An 18,819-nucleotide genomic window follows, 5' to 3' on the forward strand; every position below is an offset into this window, starting at 1 on the left:
CCTTCTCAGTTTTGAGAAGGTTTTTTTATCATAGCAATGTGAAAATTTATCACACTTTAATTTCTACATCTACACCTGAAGGAAGTTCTAACTTCATTAGAGCATCTACAGTTTTAGAAGAAGAAGAGTAGATATCCATCAATCTCTTGTGAGCTGATAGTTGGAACTGCTCTCTAGCTTTCTTGTTTACGTGTGGAGATCTCAACACGGTGAAGATTCTCTTGTTGGTTGGCAATGGAATTGGTCCGTTTACAACAGCACCAGTAGCCTTTACCGTTTTTACGATTTTCTCTGCAGATTTATCTACCAAGTTGTAATCGTAAGATTTAAGTTTTATTCTGATTCTTTGTGACATTTTAATCTAATTTAATATTAACCTTTAGCCTTAGCGATTACTTCTTCAGCAACGTTTGTAGGAGCAGCTTCGTATCTTTCGAATTCCATAGAAGATGTTGCTCTACCTGAAGATAAAGTTCTAAGAGAAGTTACATAACCAAACATTTCAGAAAGCGGAACGAAAGCTTTGATAACTTTAGCGTTGTTTCTGTCGTCCATACCGTTTACAGTACCTCTTCTTCTGTTAAGGTCACCTACGATATCACCCATGTACTCTTCAGGAGTTACTACTTCAAGCTTCATGATTGGTTCCATGATAACTGCTTTAGCAGCTCTACCAGATTCTTTGAAACCTAACTTCGCAGCAAGTTCGAAAGATAACTGATCCGAGTCAACCTGGTGATAAGATCCATCTTTCAATGTAATCTTCATAGATTCTACCTCAAATCCAGCTAAAGGACCGTTCTTCATAGCTTCTCTGAATCCTTTTTCAACTGAAGGGATAAATTCTTTAGGAATGTTACCACCTTTAATTTCATTGATGAATTCAAGACCTGTTTTACCTTCGTCAGCAGGACCGATCTCGAATACGATATCAGCGAACTTACCTCTACCTCCAGATTGCTTTTTGTAAACCTCTCTGTGGTTAGCTTTTTGTGTAAGAGCTTCTTTGTATTCTACTTGCGGTTGACCTTGGTTAACTTCAACTTTGAACTCTCTTCTCATACGGTCTACGATGATATCCAAGTGAAGCTCACCCATACCAGAGATGATAGTTTGTCCTGAAGCCTCGTCAGTTTTAACCTGGAACGTTGGATCTTCTTCAGCTAATTTAGCTAGAGCGTTACCCATTTTATCCTGGTCAGCTTTAGTTTTAGGCTCAACAGCGATACCGATTACCGGATCCGGGAAAATCATAGATTCAAGAACGATTGGGTTCTTTTCATCAGATAACGTATCTCCTGTTTTGATATCTTTAAATCCTACAGCTGCACCAATATCTCCAGCTTCAATAAATTCAACCGGATTTTGTTTGTTAGCGTGCATCTGATAGATTCTTGAGATTCTTTCTTTGTTACCAGATCTTGTGTTCAGAACATAAGAACCAGCATCCAATCTTCCTGAATAAGCTCTGAAGAATGCTAATCTACCTACGAAAGGGTCAGTAGCAATTTTGAAAGCTAATGCAGCGAAAGGCTCTTCAACAGATGGTTTTCTTTCGATATCAGCATCAGTTCTTGGATCTGTTCCTTTGATATTATCCTTATCTAGTGGAGAAGGAAGATATTTACAAACAGCATCAAGCATGAACTGTACACCTTTGTTCTTGAAAGAAGAACCACAAGTCATTGGGATGATAGAAAGATCGATAGTAGCTTTTCTAAGCGCTTCGTTGATCTCCTCTTCAGAAATTGAATCCGGATCTTCGAAGAATTTCTCCATCAAAGTTTCATCATAATCAGCAACAGCTTCTACTAATTTCTCTCTATATTCAAGAACTTCATCTTTCATGTCTTCAGGAATTGGAACTACTTCATAAGTAGCACCTTGTCCAGCTTCATCCCAGATGATCGCTCTGTTTTTAATTAAGTCTACAACCCCTTTGAAATCTTCTTCAGCACCGATTGGTAAAACGATTGGAACTGCATTAGATCCTAACATTTCTTTTACTTGTTTTACAACGTTCAAGAAGTCAGCACCTTGTCTGTCCATTTTGTTTACGAATCCCATTCTAGCAACTTTGTAGTTGTCAGCAAGTCTCCAGTTTGTTTCAGACTGAGGCTCTACTCCGTCTACTGCAGAGAAAAGGAATACCAATCCATCCAATACTCTCAAAGATCTGTTTACTTCTACTGTGAAGTCAACGTGTCCCGGTGTATCGATAATGTTGAAGTGGTAAGGTTTTGTTTCAGGTAATTTCTTACCTTGATCTGTTGGGAAATTCCAGTTACAAGTAGTTGCAGCAGAAGTAATCGTAATACCTCTTTCTGCTTCCTGTTCCATCCAGTCCATTGTAGAAGCACCATCGTGAACCTCTCCAATTTTGTGGTTTACACCTGTATAGAATAAAATCCTTTCTGTAGTGGTAGTTTTACCTGCATCAATGTGAGCAGCGATACCAATATTTCTTGTAAATTTAAGATCTCTTCCCATTTCAGATTAGAATTTGAAGTGCGAGAAAGCCTTGTTAGCTTCCGCCATTTTGTGAGTATCAGTTTTCTTTTTGAAAGCTGCACCTTCTTCTCTTGAAGCAGCTACAACCTCGTTAGCTAATTTCAAAGCCATAGACTTATCATTTCTAGCTTTAGAATATTTGATTAACCATTTCATTGCCATAGAAATTTTTCTATCAGCTCTGATTGGCATAGGGATTTGGAAGTTAGCTCCACCTACTCTTCTAGAACGTACTTCTACGTGAGGCATTACATTAGTCAATGCATCTTTCCAGATTTCTAGTGCAGTTTTTTCGTTATCTCCTTTTTTAGTTTCTACGATATCCAAAGCATCATAGAAAATTTTGAATGCGATTGACTTTTTACCGTCAAGCATTAAATTGTTTACGAATCTAGTTACCAGTTGATCATTAAATTTTGGATCTGGTAACAACGGTCTTTTTTTCGCTTTTGTCTTTCTCATTGTTTCTGTACCTTATTTAATGATTACTTTTTCTTTCCTTTTGCAGGTGCAGCAGGTGCTTGTCCTGGTTTAGGTCTCTTAGCTCCGTACTTAGATCTTCTCTGTGTTCTTCCATTTACACCAGCTGTGTCTAATGCACCTCTAACGATGTGGTAACGTACTCCCGGTAGGTCTTTCACCCTTCCGCCTCTTACCAATACTATCGAGTGCTCTTGAAGATTATGTCCTTCGCCCGGGATGTAGGCGTTAACTTCTTTACCGTTAGAAAGTCTTACCCTTGCAACTTTTCTAAGTGCAGAGTTAGGTTTCTTCGGTGTAGTAGTATATACTCTCGTACATACACCACGTCTTTGTGGACAAGAATCAAGGGCAGCCGATTTGCTCTTCTTGGCAAGCGTGGCTCTTCCTTTTCTTACTAATTGTTGAATAGTAGGCATTTAATTGCTTTTTATTTTAGGGTGCAAAAATATGAATAATTTTTTAATCCACAAGCAGTTAGAAAAATAATTATCTAAAAAATAATTTTAGACTAATTATCAATAATCAGATTAATGTCGGCGTCACTTTTTAAAAGAAAGTTCGGAGGTATACAACACTTGCGATTTATCTTTTACCGTATCATATTTTAACCATTTAATCTTCGGATTGATACTTCCTGCAATAGATTGCTTAATGTCACCCTTTTGATTATTGGTATGTTTATATTGAAAAGTCTTTTTAATAACTGGTATATAATAAGTCGTATAAGCATCTTCGCCGCCTCTTTCATTATTATATAAAAACTTTTTATTTTTAAATTTTGACATTTGAGGCTCTATTTGTTTTTTATTGTCAAAATAATTCGCCGGGCTTTTCAAACTATATAAAGTAATAAAAGCCAAGAAAAAGCAGCCAACTCTCCAAATGAGCCTGTGTGAAGTTTCGATTTTAAAATATAAAATCAGGAATGAGAAAAACACGCATACATTGGCAGCAGCCATCATTCTCACATTCATCTCCTCAATCTGCTGAAACCAACCCGATATGATCAGACAACTCGCATAACCAAAAGCAATTATCCATAAAGCTTTGTGGAAATCATATTGGCCTGTGTCTTTAGCTTTTTTAAAATATCTAAGAAAATAAATAAAAACCAACACATCTATTAATAATATAAAAAACTGGAAAGCCAAACTCGCAATACTGTTAGAAGAGGGCTTCAGTCCAATATAGGGGTTAACAGCGTTGGCTGTTCCCAATAAATCCCTCAACACATATATAGGAAGTATCTCTTCAGGTTTTCCTCTTAGATTTTCACCTGTAAAGCTTCCAAATGTTTTTAAATTGAATAATAGATAACCGGCTATTCCTAATCCTGACAAAACAAGAACCATCAATATCTGTTTTTGTTTAAGCTTATCTTTATTATTAAAAAAGAAAAAGGCCGCAAATATCAACAACGATAAATAAACATAGATCCCGGAATAGCGTACTGTAAACATTATCAACATTATAAAAGCCGCTGCAAAAACATCTTTATAAGAATGCCTGGCTTCTGCCAAAATCTGATACAAATAATACAAAAGGAAATAAAGCAGGAATACAAATAATCCTTCTGAGATTGCGATGGAAAAAACAAACAGAAATGTTTTTCCCGTAAACAGCAAAACAGTTTCTCTAAAATAAAATCTCTTCATATAAGAAAACAAAAAGATGATGAGAATCATTGCTGTATTCAAAAATTTTGAAGCCCAGAAATAATCTTTGAATATTTCAAAAAAACCTCTCAATGCAGCAGGATAACCTACGGGAAAAAGATTGGTTACAGGATTAGGTAGATCTGATGCGATTTCAAAATACGACAAGCTATCCGCATAGATACCTCCGGAAGGAAGGAAAAAGCTTTGTATAAAATTGATAATCAATATAATTATTGCGAGGATTATATACTTTGTCATAGCTTGTTTTTATGTGAGAATGAGCAATATTAATGATTTTTTATATTTTTTTCAAAAAACAACAATAGGCTTTCTCAATATTAGGAAATAATCTTCGGCACAAATTTTTCTTAGCTTTGTCTCATAACTAATATTAAATAAATTATGAAAAACGCAGCATTAATAGGTCTTAAAGAGGCTGATTGTAACAAAATTGCAGAAAAACTGAATATACTTTTAGCGAACTATTCGGTATTTTATCAAAACACACGGGGTTCCCACTGGAATATCAAAGGCGATCAATTTTTCACACTTCATCCAAAATTCGAAGAACTCTATAATAGTCTTGTTTTAAAAATTGATGAAATAGCTGAAAGAATTTTGACATTAGGATCAACTCCGGCTCACAATTATTCGGATTATTTGAAAGTGGCAACCATCAAGGAAAGCAAAGAAGTTAGCGACGGCAACAAAAGCGTAGAGATTATTCTGAACTCCTTCAAAGTTGTTATCGATTTGCAAAGAGAACTTCTGGATATTACAGATGAAGCAGGAGACGAGGGAACCAATTCACAAATGAGCGATTATATCACAGAACAGGAAAAAGAAGTCTGGATGTATAATTCTTATCTTGGTAAATAAAAACGGTTATTTAATATTTAAAAATCCAGCTTTTCACTAAAGCTGGATTTATTATTCACATCAAAAATTAGTAATTATAATCAAAAAAGATAAAGTAATTCTATTATCGCTTATATTTGCGGATTAATATTATACACAATTGAAAAAAATTATATTCTTTTTACTGATTTCTAATTTCGCTTTTGCACAATGGAGTATTTCCAACGCAGAAAGAGGAGCTCTTATCAATATATATAATGCTACAAATGGCGAAAACTGGAACAGAACCTGGGATCTTGAAAAGGATCCCAGAACATGGTTTGGCGTTTCGGTAAGAAATGGTGTTGTCGTAGAACTCAATCTTTCCGGCAATGCGCTTAAGGGAAATTTTCCGGCTTACGTTTCATCACTTACCAAATTAACAAAGCTAGATCTCAGTAATAATCAGCTTTCCGGTGAAGTTCCAATGGGGATTTCTTCTCTAAGTTTATTAACCAAATTAGACATCAGCAACAACAGACTAACAGATGATCCTACTAATTCTTTGACAGGACTTTTCAATCTGGAAGATCTGGCTTTGGGCGGAAACATGTTCATCATTTCCGATATTAATGGAATGCTTCAGAATTTCAACAATATTAAGATTCTTAATATCGCAGATCTCGGATTACAAAACATTCCGGCAAAAATAACAGCTTTTCCGAATCTGGAAACCCTGATTCTTGACAACAATCCAATTCCGGCAAATGCTTTTACCAATATTGCCAATCATCCCAAACTGATTGTACTTTCATTATCCGGAATGCAATTGTCACAAATCCCATCACAGGTTTCACAATTAACACAGTTGACAAGCCTTAATCTGAGCAATAATAATATTACGGAACAAAATACTTCGGGACTATCAACTTTAACCAATCTGGCTTGGCTGTCTTTGGAGAATAATCAATTAAGTCAGATTCCTTCTCAGATTCCGCAGCTGAAAAAAATTCAGACACTTAATCTGGGAAGAAACAAAATTTCTGGTGGCATTTCTTTGTTGACTGGATTGACAAATCTTCAGCAACTTTTTCTCAACAACAACTTACTTTCCGGCAATTTACCTTCCGAATTTCTTGCGATGCCAAAATTATTGATGCTGAATCTTAACAGCAATCAGCTTTCTGGTGACCTCAATGACAGACTGCCACCCATTACGCATCTCAGCAACAATAGATTCAACAAAGCACAATTGTCTAATTATATTGTTGATTATAATGTCCAAACTGACTTAGATTATTCACCCCAGCGTTACGACGGCTTGAAAGAAGTTCTTGGGATTATCGGACAGCCTGCGAAATTAGATCACTCATTAACTGGCAGCGAGTATACATTTACCTGGTTCAAAAATCTGGATCAGAAAACCAATACGACAACCGCTGATCTCAGCTTCAACAACGTGCAGGAATCAGATTACGCTACATACACGGTCGAGGCTTATACTTATTCTGTTTTAGATAATAATGTTGTGTTTGATTTGTCACTTTTCAGAGAACCTATTTCTTTGGTTAAAGTTCTTGGAACTGCAGAAAGCGCAAAGTATTTCAATATTTACCCGAATCCAACATCAGATTATCTCAATATTGTAAGTACCAAATATGACATCCAGAAAATTCATATTTATGACCTGAGCGGTAAACAAATGCTGTCAGAATCCAAATCCAGAATCGATGTTTCCAAACTTCCAAGCGGCGTTTATATGCTCATAATCAAAACGCAGGAAGGCAACAAAAACTTCAAGTTCATCAAACACTAATTTTTTAGGAGCTTAATCCCGCTTTCCGCTTATACTCCTCGCACACCCGCATCTTCCAAGGCTTGCTGTGGGGTAACCGCTGCAATCGGGGCTATGTAAATCCAGCAGATTTAGATTCAGCAAAAATCTATCATATATTAGTCTATCATCTTCTGTGTATTTTCCATTTCTCAAAAAATATTATCTTTGGGCACTATCGATTTAAGAAATGGAAACCCAAAAATATACTCCAAAAAATAAAGTAAGAATCGTAACAGCTGCATCGTTATTCGATGGTCATGATGCTGCGATCAATATCATGCGTCGTGTGATTCAGGGAACGGGATGTGAAGTTATCCACCTTGGACACGACAAATCTGCAGAAGAAGTTGTTAACACAGCGATTCAGGAAGATGCCAATGCGATTGCTTTAACTTCTTATCAAGGCGGTCACAACGAATATTTCAAATATATCTATGATCTTTTAAGAGAAAAAAACTCTCCGCAAATCAAGATTTTTGGTGGCGGTGGCGGTGTAATTTTGCCTGAAGAAATTGAAGACATCATGTCTTACGGAATCGACAGAATTTATTCTCCGGACGACGGTCGTGAACTTGGATTACAGGGAATGATCGATGATTTAGTTCAGAGATCAGACTTTGCAACAGGAAAAGATGTCGATGTCAAAGATTTGGATTCCATCAGTTTTGAGAATTCTACAAGCATTGCCAAAATCATTTCTGCTGTTGAAAACTTTTCAGAAGAAAAGCCTGAACTTGTTGCAGCTATTGACGAAAAATCAAAAGACTTAAACATTCCGATTATCGGGATCACAGGTACAGGGGGAGCGGGAAAATCTTCATTAACAGATGAATTGGTAAGACGTTTCCTACGTTCCAATACTGATAAAAAAATTGCCATCATTTCGATCGACCCTTCAAAAAAGAAAACCGGAGGTGCGCTTTTGGGAGACAGAATCCGTATGAACGCGATCAACGATCCGAGAGTTTATATGCGTTCGATGGCGACGAGAGAGAACAACGTTTCGGTTTCTCCGTTCATACATTCCGCTTTGAATGTTTTAAAATTGGCTCATCCTGATGTTATCATTTTGGAAACTTCGGGTATCGGACAATCTGGTTCGGAAGTTTCGGATTTTGCTGATGTTTCAATGTATGTGATGACTCCTGAATACGGAGCATCAACGCAGCTGGAAAAAATCGATATGTTGGATTACGCAGATTTGGTCGCTTTAAATAAATCTGATAAAAGAGGAGCTCTTGATGCACTTCAGGCAGTTAGAAAACAATTCCAGAGAAACCATTTATTGTGGGAACAGCCATTGGATGAAATGCCTGTTTATGCAACCAAAGCGTCTCAGTTCAATGACCACGGAACGACTGAATTGTATAACAGATTGGTTTCTAAAGTCAACGATAAATTTGCTGGTTTAAATCTACAAGGTTTTGTTGAACAGGAAATTACAGACGAAGTAACGATCATTCCTCCAAAAAGAGTTCGTTACCTTTCTGAAATTGTTGAAAACAATAGACAATATGATGCAAACATTGAAAAACAGGCAGAACTTGCGAGAAAAATGTACCATATTGACGGCGTTAAAAATATCATTTCCAACGAAACTTTAGACGCTGAATATCAAAAAGCCGAAAAAGAACTTCAGCAGGAAAATATCGACTTCCTGAAAAGCTGGGATGATACGAAAAAGGCTTTCCATGAAGAATTTTACTCATATTTCGTAAGAGGAAAAGAAATTAAAGTAGAAACCTCAACAGAATCTTTATCTCATTTGAGAATTCCAAAAATTGCATTACCAAAATACAATGATTGGGGTGATTTAATTAAATGGAAAGGTCAGGAAAACCTTCCGGGAAGCTTCCCTTACACCGCAGGAATTTATCCATTTAAAAGAACCGGAGAAGATCCGACGAGAATGTTCGCCGGAGAAGGAGGCCCTGAAAGAACCAACAGAAGATTCCACTACGTTTCTGCGGAAATGCCTGCAAAACGTTTGTCTACAGCTTTTGACTCGGTAACTCTTTACGGTCAAGATCCCGCTTTACCACCGGATATTTATGGTAAAATCGGAAATGCGGGAGTTTCTATTGCGACTTTAGATGATGCTAAAAAACTGTATTCAGGTTTTGATTTGGTCAACGCATTGACTTCAGTTTCAATGACCATCAACGGCCCGGCTCCGATGCTATTGGCTTTCTTTATGAATGCAGCAATCGATCAGAATGTAGAAAAATATATTACTGAGAATAAGCTTGAGGCTAAGGTTGAGGAAGTTTTAAAAGCAAAATTTGACGATAAAGGTTTAGCACGACCAAAATATAACGGAGAACTTCCTCCGTCTAATAATGGTTTAGGGCTAAAATTATTAGGAATTACAGGTGACGAAATTATTCCAGCCGATGTTTATGCTGAAATTAAAGCGAAAACGATCGCAACTGTTCGTGGAACGGTTCAGGCCGACATTTTAAAAGAAGACCAGGCTCAAAATACATGTATTTTCTCTACTGAATTTGCTTTGAGATTGATGGGCGACGTTCAGGAATATTTCATCAAGGAGAAAGTAAGAAACTTCTACTCTGTTTCTATTTCAGGATATCACATTGCAGAAGCTGGCGCAAACCCGGTTTCTCAGTTGGCATTTACTTTGGCAAATGGTTTCACGTATGTTGAATATTATTTGTCTAGAGGAATGGACATCAATGATTTTGCACCAAACTTATCATTCTTTTTCTCCAACGGTATCGATCCTGAATATTCAGTAATCGGACGTGTGGCAAGAAGAATTTGGGCAAAAGCCATGAAACTGAAATATGGTGCCGATGAAAGAAGCCAGATGTTGAAATATCACATCCAGACTTCCGGACGCTCGCTTCACGCTCAGGAAATTGATTTCAACGATATCAGAACGACTTTACAGGCGCTTTACGCCATCTATGATAACTGCAATTCATTGCACACCAATGCTTATGACGAAGCGATTACAACTCCGACCGAGCAATCGGTAAGAAGAGCAATGGCGATTCAGTTGATTATCAATAAAGAATTAGGACTAGCGAAAAACGAAAATCCACTTCAGGGTTCATTTATTATTGAAGAATTGACGGATTTAGTTGAGGAAGCTGTATATGCAGAATTCGACAGAATTACAGAAAGAGGCGGTGTTCTTGGAGCAATGGAAACAATGTATCAGCGTTCAAAAATCCAGGAAGAATCGATGCATTACGAATGGCTGAAACACACCGGAGAATACCCAATCATCGGGGTAAATACTTTCTTAGGAAAAGACGGTTCACCAACGGTTCGTCCGGGAGAAGTTATCCGTTCGACTGAGGAAGAAAAACAGTTCCAGATCGAGATGCTTCATAACTTCCAGAAATCTAATCACGATAAATCGGAAGAAGCTCTGAAAACATTGCAACACGCAGCGATCAATCAGCAAAATTTATTTGAAGTGATGATGGATGCCGTGAAATATTGTTCACTTGGGCAGATTACCAATGCTTTGTTTGAAGTAGGCGGTAAGTATAGAAGAAATATGTAAGGATAGTTATGGAAAATTTTGGCCACTTAACTTTTATTCATCCCGGTGTAGGAAAAGGAAAAATATCGTTTATGTTTAAACTCCACGGTAATATGACAACTGTAAATAGAGTCCGAAACATTGTTAGAAATTGGGCGGGTGCATATAATGTTGAAGAAACGATTGACCAAATCGAATTACAATTTTCTGATGGAAGAAAAATCCCCTATAAAACAATTCAAACCAAGAGGGGATTGGCGACAAAAGGTATCACTTGGGAAGAATTATTTGAACGTGGAGGAAAAATTTTTGATTAACTTTATTTAAAATTTTATATAAATCAAACCGCAGAAAATTCTGCGGTTTTTTATTTTCCTATCCAACGGTTTACTTTTTGATTAGAAAAAAATTCAAATCAGAAGTAAACTATATGAAACTAAAATCCCCTGAACCATTCTGGCTCGTAAAAGACGGACTCAAACATTCTTATCCATCACTCCGAGAAGATATCGAAACTGAAATCCTCATTATCGGAGGCGGAATCACAGGTTCTCTTCTCGCCCACCAAATGATTAAAGATGGCTATAAAACCGTTTTGGTAGACCGTCGCGAAATCGGAAACGGAAGTACTAGCGCTACAACTTCTATGCTACAATACGAGATTGATGTCGCACTATTCAAACTGTCCGAGATGATTGGACAAGAAGGTGCGGAAAAAGCATATTGGGCTTGTTACGATTCTATTGATGATCTACAGAAAATAGCTAAGGAAGTAAAGTCTGATTGTGGTTTCAAGAAAAAAAAATCCCTTTATTTCGCAGCTTTGAAAAAAGATGTTCCACTTCTCAAAAAAGAATTCGAAGCAAGAAAAACGGCTAAATTTCCGGTAAAATGGCTTTCGGAAGAAGAGATTAAAAAGCAGTTCAAAATAGAGAACACATTTGGCGGAATCCTTTCCGAACAGGGCGGAAGTATTGATGCGTTTTGCCTGGCTCATGATATTTTACATTACAATTATAAAAAAGGATTACAGATCTTTGATAAAACCGATATTATCAAATTCGATTATAAGAAAAACGGCGTTATGGCAACAACCGACTATGGAAATACTATCAAAGCCAAAAAAGTGATTTTCTGCAACGGCTTCGAAAGTACAGAAATTATCAAAGACAAATTTGTTAACCTGCTTTCTACATATGCGATTGTTGGCGAACAATACGAGAAAGACCATAAGGAACTGAATGACTTATTGGTATGGAACACTGCAAATCCATACATCTATATGCGGACAACCGATGACAACCGAATCCTGATTGGGGGTGAAGATGAAAAATTTGTGAACGCCAAAAAACGAGATTCTCTACTTCACGAAAAGGAAAATAAACTCGTGAAAAAGCTCGACAAATATTTACCCGGAAATAATTTTCGAACCGATTTTGTCTGGGCAGGAACATTTGGCGAAACCAAAGACGGATTACCTTATATTGGTGAACATCCCAACTTTCAAAGCGCTTATTTCGTATTAGGTTTTGGTGGCAACGGGATTACATTTTCAGTGATTGGAATGGCAATGGCTTCCGACTTTCTCAAAGGTAAAAAGCACGAACTGACCAAATATTTCAGGTTCCGAAGATAATTACATGGTATTAATTTTAGATTTCATTTTTTATTCTAATTTTGAAAGAAACTTAAACAAATGAAATCATTATTTACAATTTTGTCTTTGATTCTATTCTCTTCAGCCATTAGTGCACAAAATAAAGAGTTTGACCAAAAATTAGCGGATTCTCTTGGTGCTGACCAATATGGAATGAAACCCTATTACCTCGTGATCCTAAAAAAAGGAAAAGCCGAAATTACCGACAAAGCGAAGAGATCAGAATTGATGAAAGGACATATGAATAACATCAAAAAATTAGCAAAAGACGGTAAACTGATTGTTGCCGGACCAATGCTGGAGGAAAATCAAAATAATTACAGCGGTATTTTCATTCTTGATGCAAAAACAAAAGAAGAAGCAGAAAGTTTGGTCTTGACAGACCCGTCTGTAAAATCAGGAATCTTTGATGTCGACATTTACAAATGGTATGGTTCAGCGGCACTTCCGCTCTATTTGAAATCTCACGATAAAGTAACCAAAGTTCATTTCTAAAAAATGAATACGCACAAAAACCACTACAAAGATAGTGGTTAATTGAAAAAATTTAGTTTCTATGGATTTTGATTTGATTTTTTTCGGTGGCGTTGATAATTTTTGAGATATCATCCGGCGAGAATTTTCCTTTTACATCTACAAAAATACTCTCGTCATTATCATCATTGACAGTAATTATCATTCGCCTGATCAGGTCTTTCGACTGCTGTGCATTGATGCTGATAAGCTGGCCCTGCTGTTTTACAGACATCCATTCTTCGTAGTTATTCTTATTCAGATATTTCTGAAACTCTGCTTTCACAGGCGTTTTGGAACTTTCAACAATCAGGACTTTCACATCGCTGATCTTTTTCACCAGATCAATCACTTCCTGGCTTTCGCCGTCTTCTCTCAAAGCCTGTTTCACGTAGGATTTCGCTAAGAAAGTCGGAACATTGATACTCACAAAAGTTGAGCTGTTCTTGAATCCCGGATTGTCAAAAAAATCGGTGTGAACTTTATTTTGAGAAACCATACACGATTGAAGAAAAAAACCGACAATCGTCAAAATAATAATGTATAAGAATCGTAGCATAATTTTAGTTTTTAGTTGATTGAAGTAATACTAGCGCCTGTGACTTCCTGGGCAGATTTGGTAACCTTAGAAGGATTTCCTCTGTATTGGATGGATGATGCCGAACTTGCGCTTGCTGTCAGACTTTCTGTTGTATTGATTTTCACATTGGCTCCGGAAGAGGCATCTACAACCGCTGATTTGGTAACAAAATCATTTGCCGAGATAGAACTTCCACTGCTTGCGCTGTAAACGCCGGAATCTGCTTTGCCTGCTAATTTGATAGAACTTCCGCTACTTGCTTCCAAAGCCAGAGATTTGGTTTCAAGGTTCATTTTGACATTAACACCGGAAGATACTTCCAAGGCTGTATTGGTAGAGATTTTAAACTCACCCGAAACCTGCGAACCAGATGTACAGCTTGCAGCAAAAGTTGTTTCGTTAACCGGGGTAACTGCTTTGAAAGTGGAGCCGGATTTGGTTACCAATTTTGACAATTTCGGCCCGGAAACAATTACTTTAAGACTATTGAAATTCAGGTTTTTAACGCCTTTGTTTCTCACAAAGATTTTCAAAACACCATTTTCAACTTCTGTGATAACGTATTGCTGCTTTTCAGGTTCTACATTTACAACCACACTTTGTTTTGGACTTTGACTGAATTCTACATCAACCCCCGAAGAAGTTTCTATCCCATTGAAGGCAGGAACATCTCTTACGCTTCCAACATTGGTCTTATCAGATTTGATTGTAGAAACCGGGTTTACAGAAGTTACATTTTTAGTTTCCTGCATCAGATTGTTTACATCTTCCATAGAGATTTTACCGTCCAGCATCATCAGAACAGAACTGTCTTCCGACATAATGTTAAGAATCAGATTGTCCATCACATTGGCTGTGATATCCTTTGCCATAAACTTGATTTTAGCATCACGATTATTCACAGTGACCAACTCTTCGTACTTCATATTTTTAAGAGAATTGGAAATTTCTTTTTCGATTTTTTCTTCATCTATGAAGGGATTTTTTGATGTTTCCGGTTTTTCCAGAATCAGCATTTTCAGTCCATTAACCTTGGTAAGCAAGGGTTGAATTTTACCTAATTCTTCGTCATCGATTTTAAGATTATTCAATAACTTGAACATAGGTTTTGCAATCTTGATAGAGGTCACACCTTCTGTGTCCTGATACTTATCAAAGAGCTTATTGAGTTCTTCTGTTTGCCCGAAAATATTAGTGGACAGAAGAAATAATACGATGAATATTGATATTTTTTTCATAATAATTTTTGGTTGTTGTCTAAGGTCTTATGCAATCGCCATTTCGTTAGTACTATTTCAGAAGATTCGTAGATAGCGACTTCATTTTTGATTAATTAATATTTTAAAAATTAAGAATCCTGTAAAAATCCAATGATTGATTTTGGGCAGATTCTGCCTGATTTATGGTTTGGGTAACGTTACTTGCAAAATAATTAAAAGTATCCTCTGTTATAGCGATGGCTTCCTGTTCGCTGTAGATTGGTTTTCCATTGATGATAACATAATTTGGATTATACTCCGAATCTGAGTTTACTTGATTTTGGGCTTGATTATCAGTTTTAATTGGTTTCGGCTGCTGAGAAGCGAATTGCGCTTTTGGTTGTTGATTTTCCGCTGAATTTTTCTTCTCAATCGTTTGCTTTACTGGATGCATATCTTGTTGAGCTAAAACCGGCTGTTGAGTCTGAGTTTCTTCTACCGGAGCAGCTTTTCGCGCTTCAACTTTCTTAGGCGCTACATTATGATTAGCAATTTGAGGTGCTATGTTCTCAGGATTGTTGAACATCCAAAGTCCTGTGATCCCCATTAAGATTACCAAACTCGCAGCCATCCAATATTGTGTGTAAGATTTCTTTTTTACAATCGGAAGCGCAACTATTTTTGGTTCTTCGGTTTTCTTTAAGAAATCGTCGAAGCTTATATCTAATTTATCCTGTTTCTCTTCATTCAGAAAAGAAAAATAGGGGTTATCACTTTCGTTTTTGAGAAACAGATGTTCTTCTGGCGTCAACTCTTCGCCTTCGAAGAATCTAGATTCCCAATCCTTGTATCTGTCTGTTTTCATATGCATAAAGTTTGTTAATTGATTCTTTCACTTTTTGTCTGGCTCGCATCAGGTTCACGCGGACTGCGTTTTCCTCCATCTCCATAATTTCCGAAATCTCCGAAATCTCATATTCCTCGACATCTTTTAAGTGAATGACCATTTTTTGTTTCTCTGGCAGTTGGTTAATAAATCCCAAAATCTGCTCTCTCATATTATTGGTTTCTATCTGATAAAGTTCTGACTGATGTCTCGTCTGGCTTGCAAACCCGAGTTTCACTTCGTGATGTTTCAGGCGATTCAGACATTCATTTTTTACACTTCGCAGGGCAAAACTTTTCAGATTTTCCACAACCAACAGTTCTTCTTTTTTTTGCCAGAATTTCATCATCAGATCCATTACAACATCTTCGGCTTCATCTGCGCTCATCAAAAACTTTTTCGCAAAACGATACATCTCATCCTTGAGAATATATACCGTTTGTTTAAAAATTTCTTGAGTCATAGATTTCAGTTTAATGTGTAAGTTTCAAAATGTTAGCTTTTGAAACTTACTATTTCTTGGTTGTTTAAAAGTAAGACATTTTGGAATTACAAATTATTACATCAAAAATAAAAAAAGAACCTTAATAATTATTAAAGTTCTGATAATCAATTTATTATTTTATATAATATTTTTAAGTTTTTCTCGTTACTTGTATTTTAATTACAATTTTTTTTATGTTGAACATGTCCCCCCACTTGAGTGGAGCTCTTTTTCTGTTATCGATTGTGCAAAAGTTCTTTAGATTGCTTCATTTTATTTGCAATGACAGAAAAAAGCGGGTAAACTACAGGCGGATAAAGGCACCCAGGTAATTCTATAATTCGCCGTTTCCTGAAGACGCTGTGTCTTTTTCTGCGCCAGCTGGATTCATTGTCTTATTGAATTTTTCCATTTCGAAAGGGAAATTTTCAAACAATCCTGATAATGATAATGCGGAATAGACTCTTTGTGAGTACTTGTTTCCAATGGCGATAATCGTCACTTTTGATTTCAGAAGATGCGCAAAGACCGAATTGGTGCCGTGCCACCAACCATTGTGATAAGTCAGTTTTTCACCGTTATCAAATTCCTTCATTCGGAAACCGAGACCATAATTGTTGATTCCTTTTTTCTCGTTGCTGTACGGTTCGAAGATTTTGTTGGCCAATTCAGGCTTTAGGAAATCTTTTGAAAATAACGCAACTGAAAAATTAAGTAAATCTTTTGGCGTTGTGTAAACGTTTTTGTCGCCATAGATCAAATCAAGATTCCCCAAAGGATATAATCTGAAGCCACTGTAAAATGATTGTGAAGCCGTTGGAATATCTTTCTTCTGGAATATAAAGGTATGATTCATTTTCAAAGGTTTGAAAACAATTTCCTGCATCGCTTCCGGAAAGGGCGTTGCGGTCACTTTTTCTACAATCAACGCCAGTAAAGCAAAGTTGGTGTTGCAATACATAAAACCCGTGTTGGAAAGCCTTGCCAATTCCGGCTTGTATTTAATCAACATCTCCAAAACATCCTGATTGGTTAGGAATTCTTTCTTCAATTCTTCCGGAGCAGGTTTGATGCCTTGGTCAAAATGCTCATATTTTGGAAGTCCGCTTCTCTGTGACAATAAACTGAAAACCGTAATATCTTTATAAGGAAACTTTGGAAAAAACTTAGTCAAATCATCTTCCAATTTCAGTTTTCCACCTTCAACCAGTTTCAAAACAGCCATTGCTGTCATCGTCTTGCTAACCGAGGCTACGTGAAGCGGCGTATTTTCATCAATTGGCATTTGCTTATTTTCTCTGCCAAAACCTCTGTATTTTTCGAAGATAATCTTATCGCCTTTTGCAACAAGAATTCCGCCGCTTAAGTCGCCTTGTTCCCAGACTTTCTGATAATAATTATTGATGAGAGGAAGAATTGTGGATTGGTTTTCTAAAGTAGATTCTGCCGGAGTAAATACTTTGGACAGATCAACATTGCCATAATTAGGAAGTTTGGATTGGTAAATCTCTGCCGTTTCTTCTTTTTCTTTTTTGCAGGAATAAATAGATGCAACTGCTAAACCGACTGTAATTATTTTTCTAAAATTCATTTACCAACTCTTAAGGAAGCGCAATTTAACATAAAATGATTTTTTATAGATCACTGATTTTCTTAAGAATTGTTAAATGTGGAGAAAAATATAAAATTAATTTGCGAAATTATCTACAATCTTATCAACAATCACCTGAGCCAATTTCTCCTTACTCTGATGTGTCCAACCTCCAATATGTGGCGTAATAATCACTTTTTCGGAATCTAATAAATATTTCAGATCCTGATTTTCTGTTTCAAGGTTTTCAAAAGATGACTTTTCGTATTCCAAAACATCCAGACAAGCACCTAAAACTTTACCGGCTTCAATAGCTTGTACTAAGGCTTTAGTTTTTAAATTTTTTCCACGAGCGGTGTTCACAAAATAGAAATTCTTTTCCATTTTAGAAATGAATTCTTCATCAATCAAATAATTAGTTTCATCTGTCAACGGAATATGAAGACTCAGAATATCAGCTCTTTTCTGGAGTTCTTCCAAAGAAACCTGCTTTGCAAATTCATCGGAAAGATCAGGCAAAATATCGTAGAAAATAACTTCAACACCAAAACCCGAAAGTCTTTTCGCCGTGGCTTTTCCCATATTTCCGTAGCCAATGATTCCGAAGGTTTTTCCTAGCAACTCGTCACCTCGGTTTTCTTCTCGTTTCCAGATTCCGTTCTTGACCTCGTTGGAAGCGATAAATAATCGGTTCATCAGAATCAACAACATCCCGACAACATGTTCTGCAACAGAATCGCGGTTTCCCTCCGGCGAATTAATCAATTTAATTCCTAAACTTTCGGCTGTTTCAATATCGATATTTTCCATTCCTGCGCCTACTCTTGCAATGAACTTAAGATGAGAAGCTTTGGTCAAAAAATTCTTATCCAATGGAATTCGGCTCCGGATGATGATTCCTTCGTAATTCCGGATTTTTTCCAAAACTTCATCATAGCTGGAAGTATAATCTGCATCGAAAACAAAACCTTTTCCGGAAAGCTGTTGCTCTATCAATGGATGATTGGTGTCTAATAATAAGATTCGCATTTTGGATTATATGATAATTTATAGTTGATAAGTGATAAAA

The 18,819-nt window shown here is 36.7% G+C and carries 17 protein-coding genes; 6 read left to right on the forward strand and 11 right to left on the reverse strand.

All coding sequences use genetic code 11. From position 1 onward, the window contains the following. Positions 1–49 precede the first annotated feature (49 nt). The 5 genes from rpsJ to AC5P2S_RS15700 form a co-directional block, all read right to left on the reverse strand. Positions 50–355, reverse strand: a complete 306-nt coding sequence (gene rpsJ / locus AC5P2S_RS15680; protein WP_002661363.1) for a 30S ribosomal protein S10 — start codon at positions 353–355, stop codon at positions 50–52. 17 nt (positions 356–372) lie between these two features. After that, positions 373–2,490, reverse strand: coding sequence for an elongation factor G (gene fusA / locus AC5P2S_RS15685; protein WP_494555528.1), 2,118 nt, complete (start codon positions 2,488–2,490; stop codon positions 373–375). A gap of 6 nt (positions 2,491–2,496) precedes the next feature. Then, on the reverse strand, positions 2,497–2,973 hold the full coding sequence (gene rpsG, locus AC5P2S_RS15690; protein ID WP_002983149.1) for a 30S ribosomal protein S7: 477 nt from the start codon (positions 2,971–2,973) through the stop codon (positions 2,497–2,499). 23 nt (positions 2,974–2,996) lie between these two features. After that, entirely contained in the window at positions 2,997–3,410 is a 414-nt protein-coding gene (gene rpsL, locus AC5P2S_RS15695; RefSeq protein WP_027381287.1) for a 30S ribosomal protein S12, read from the reverse strand. 123 nt (positions 3,411–3,533) lie between these two features. After that, positions 3,534–4,910 carry a hypothetical protein gene (locus AC5P2S_RS15700; protein WP_494555529.1) on the reverse strand — a complete coding sequence of 459 codons (1,377 nt, stop codon included), beginning with the start codon at positions 4,908–4,910 and terminating at the stop codon, positions 3,534–3,536. Positions 4,911–5,054: 144 nt separating this feature from the next. On the opposite strand from AC5P2S_RS15700, the gene AC5P2S_RS15705 reads away from it, so the two are divergent. The 6 genes from AC5P2S_RS15705 (at position 5,055) to AC5P2S_RS15730 (ending at position 12,992) form a co-directional block, all read left to right on the forward strand. Beyond that, positions 5,055–5,531: a Dps family protein gene (locus tag AC5P2S_RS15705; protein ID WP_283417674.1), complete on the forward strand. Its 477-nt coding sequence runs from the start codon at positions 5,055–5,057 to the stop codon at positions 5,529–5,531. 139 nt (positions 5,532–5,670) lie between these two features. Then, on the forward strand, positions 5,671–7,305 hold the full coding sequence (locus AC5P2S_RS15710; protein WP_494555530.1) for a T9SS type A sorting domain-containing protein: 1,635 nt from the start codon (positions 5,671–5,673) through the stop codon (positions 7,303–7,305). Positions 7,306–7,513: 208 nt separating this feature from the next. Continuing rightward, positions 7,514–10,861, forward strand: a complete 3,348-nt coding sequence (locus AC5P2S_RS15715) for a methylmalonyl-CoA mutase family protein (RefSeq protein WP_494555531.1) — start codon at positions 7,514–7,516, stop codon at positions 10,859–10,861. 8 nt (positions 10,862–10,869) lie between these two features. After that, positions 10,870–11,157 carry a hypothetical protein gene (locus tag AC5P2S_RS15720; protein ID WP_494555532.1) on the forward strand — a complete coding sequence of 96 codons (288 nt, stop codon included), beginning with the start codon at positions 10,870–10,872 and terminating at the stop codon, positions 11,155–11,157. Positions 11,158–11,270: 113 nt separating this feature from the next. Continuing rightward, the gene (locus AC5P2S_RS15725; RefSeq protein WP_494555533.1) at positions 11,271–12,476 is read left to right on the forward strand and encodes an NAD(P)/FAD-dependent oxidoreductase; all 1,206 of its coding nucleotides are present in this window, start codon (positions 11,271–11,273) and stop codon (positions 12,474–12,476) included. A gap of 60 nt (positions 12,477–12,536) precedes the next feature. After that, complete coding sequence (locus tag AC5P2S_RS15730) at positions 12,537–12,992, forward strand: YciI family protein (protein ID WP_494555534.1); 456 nt, start codon at positions 12,537–12,539, stop codon at positions 12,990–12,992. 52 nt (positions 12,993–13,044) lie between these two features. On the opposite strand, the gene AC5P2S_RS15735 is transcribed toward AC5P2S_RS15730, so the two are convergent. The 6 genes from AC5P2S_RS15735 to AC5P2S_RS15760 all read right to left on the reverse strand — a co-directional run bounded on the left by AC5P2S_RS15735 (position 13,045) and on the right by AC5P2S_RS15760 (position 18,779). Beyond that, entirely contained in the window at positions 13,045–13,569 is a 525-nt protein-coding gene (locus AC5P2S_RS15735; protein WP_494555535.1) for a DUF4252 domain-containing protein, read from the reverse strand. An 11-nt stretch (positions 13,570–13,580) separates the two neighbouring features. Continuing rightward, positions 13,581–14,828 (reverse strand): DUF4252 domain-containing protein, encoded by a 1,248-nt coding sequence (locus AC5P2S_RS15740; RefSeq protein ID WP_494555536.1) that lies wholly within the window; start codon positions 14,826–14,828, stop codon positions 13,581–13,583. A 103-nt stretch (positions 14,829–14,931) separates the two neighbouring features. Next, positions 14,932–15,654, reverse strand: a complete 723-nt coding sequence (locus AC5P2S_RS15745) for a hypothetical protein (RefSeq protein ID WP_494555537.1) — start codon at positions 15,652–15,654, stop codon at positions 14,932–14,934. Then, on the reverse strand, positions 15,620–16,138 hold the full coding sequence (locus AC5P2S_RS15750) for a GFO_1088 family ECF-type sigma factor (RefSeq protein WP_283417663.1): 519 nt from the start codon (positions 16,136–16,138) through the stop codon (positions 15,620–15,622). Before AC5P2S_RS15750 ends, AC5P2S_RS15745 begins: the two co-directional genes overlap by 35 nt. 355 nt (positions 16,139–16,493) lie before the next feature. Beyond that, positions 16,494–17,750, reverse strand: a complete 1,257-nt coding sequence (locus AC5P2S_RS15755) for a serine hydrolase domain-containing protein (RefSeq protein WP_494555538.1) — start codon at positions 17,748–17,750, stop codon at positions 16,494–16,496. A 96-nt stretch (positions 17,751–17,846) separates the two neighbouring features. Beyond that, positions 17,847–18,779: a 2-hydroxyacid dehydrogenase gene (locus AC5P2S_RS15760; RefSeq protein WP_494555539.1), complete on the reverse strand. Its 933-nt coding sequence runs from the start codon at positions 18,777–18,779 to the stop codon at positions 17,847–17,849. Positions 18,780–18,819 lie beyond the last annotated feature (40 nt).

Source organism: Epilithonimonas sp. 33E (assembly GCF_059372615.1).

Bases quoted from the DNA above. Each gene is read 5' to 3' on its own strand.
- rpsJ (WP_002661363.1), bottom strand. From the start codon at position 355: ATGTCACAAAGAATCAGAATAAAACTTAAATCTTACGATTACAACTTG.
- fusA (WP_494555528.1), bottom strand. From the start codon at position 2,490: ATGGGAAGAGATCTTAAATTTACAAGAAATATTGGTATCGCTGCTCAC.
- rpsG (WP_002983149.1), bottom strand. From the start codon at position 2,973: ATGAGAAAGACAAAAGCGAAAAAAAGACCGTTGTTACCAGATCCAAAA.
- rpsL (WP_027381287.1), bottom strand. From the start codon at position 3,410: ATGCCTACTATTCAACAATTAGTAAGAAAAGGAAGAGCCACGCTTGCC.
- AC5P2S_RS15700 (WP_494555529.1), bottom strand. From the start codon at position 4,910: ATGACAAAGTATATAATCCTCGCAATAATTATATTGATTATCAATTTT.
- AC5P2S_RS15705 (WP_283417674.1), top strand. From the start codon at position 5,055: ATGAAAAACGCAGCATTAATAGGTCTTAAAGAGGCTGATTGTAACAAA.
- AC5P2S_RS15715 (WP_494555531.1), top strand. From the start codon at position 7,514: ATGGAAACCCAAAAATATACTCCAAAAAATAAAGTAAGAATCGTAACA.
- AC5P2S_RS15720 (WP_494555532.1), top strand. From the start codon at position 10,870: ATGGAAAATTTTGGCCACTTAACTTTTATTCATCCCGGTGTAGGAAAA.
- AC5P2S_RS15725 (WP_494555533.1), top strand. From the start codon at position 11,271: ATGAAACTAAAATCCCCTGAACCATTCTGGCTCGTAAAAGACGGACTC.
- AC5P2S_RS15730 (WP_494555534.1), top strand. From the start codon at position 12,537: ATGAAATCATTATTTACAATTTTGTCTTTGATTCTATTCTCTTCAGCC.
- AC5P2S_RS15735 (WP_494555535.1), bottom strand. From the start codon at position 13,569: ATGCTACGATTCTTATACATTATTATTTTGACGATTGTCGGTTTTTTT.
- AC5P2S_RS15740 (WP_494555536.1), bottom strand. From the start codon at position 14,828: ATGAAAAAAATATCAATATTCATCGTATTATTTCTTCTGTCCACTAAT.
- AC5P2S_RS15745 (WP_494555537.1), bottom strand. From the start codon at position 15,654: ATGAAAACAGACAGATACAAGGATTGGGAATCTAGATTCTTCGAAGGC.
- AC5P2S_RS15750 (WP_283417663.1), bottom strand. From the start codon at position 16,138: ATGACTCAAGAAATTTTTAAACAAACGGTATATATTCTCAAGGATGAG.
- AC5P2S_RS15755 (WP_494555538.1), bottom strand. From the start codon at position 17,750: ATGAATTTTAGAAAAATAATTACAGTCGGTTTAGCAGTTGCATCTATT.
- AC5P2S_RS15760 (WP_494555539.1), bottom strand. From the start codon at position 18,779: ATGCGAATCTTATTATTAGACACCAATCATCCATTGATAGAGCAACAG.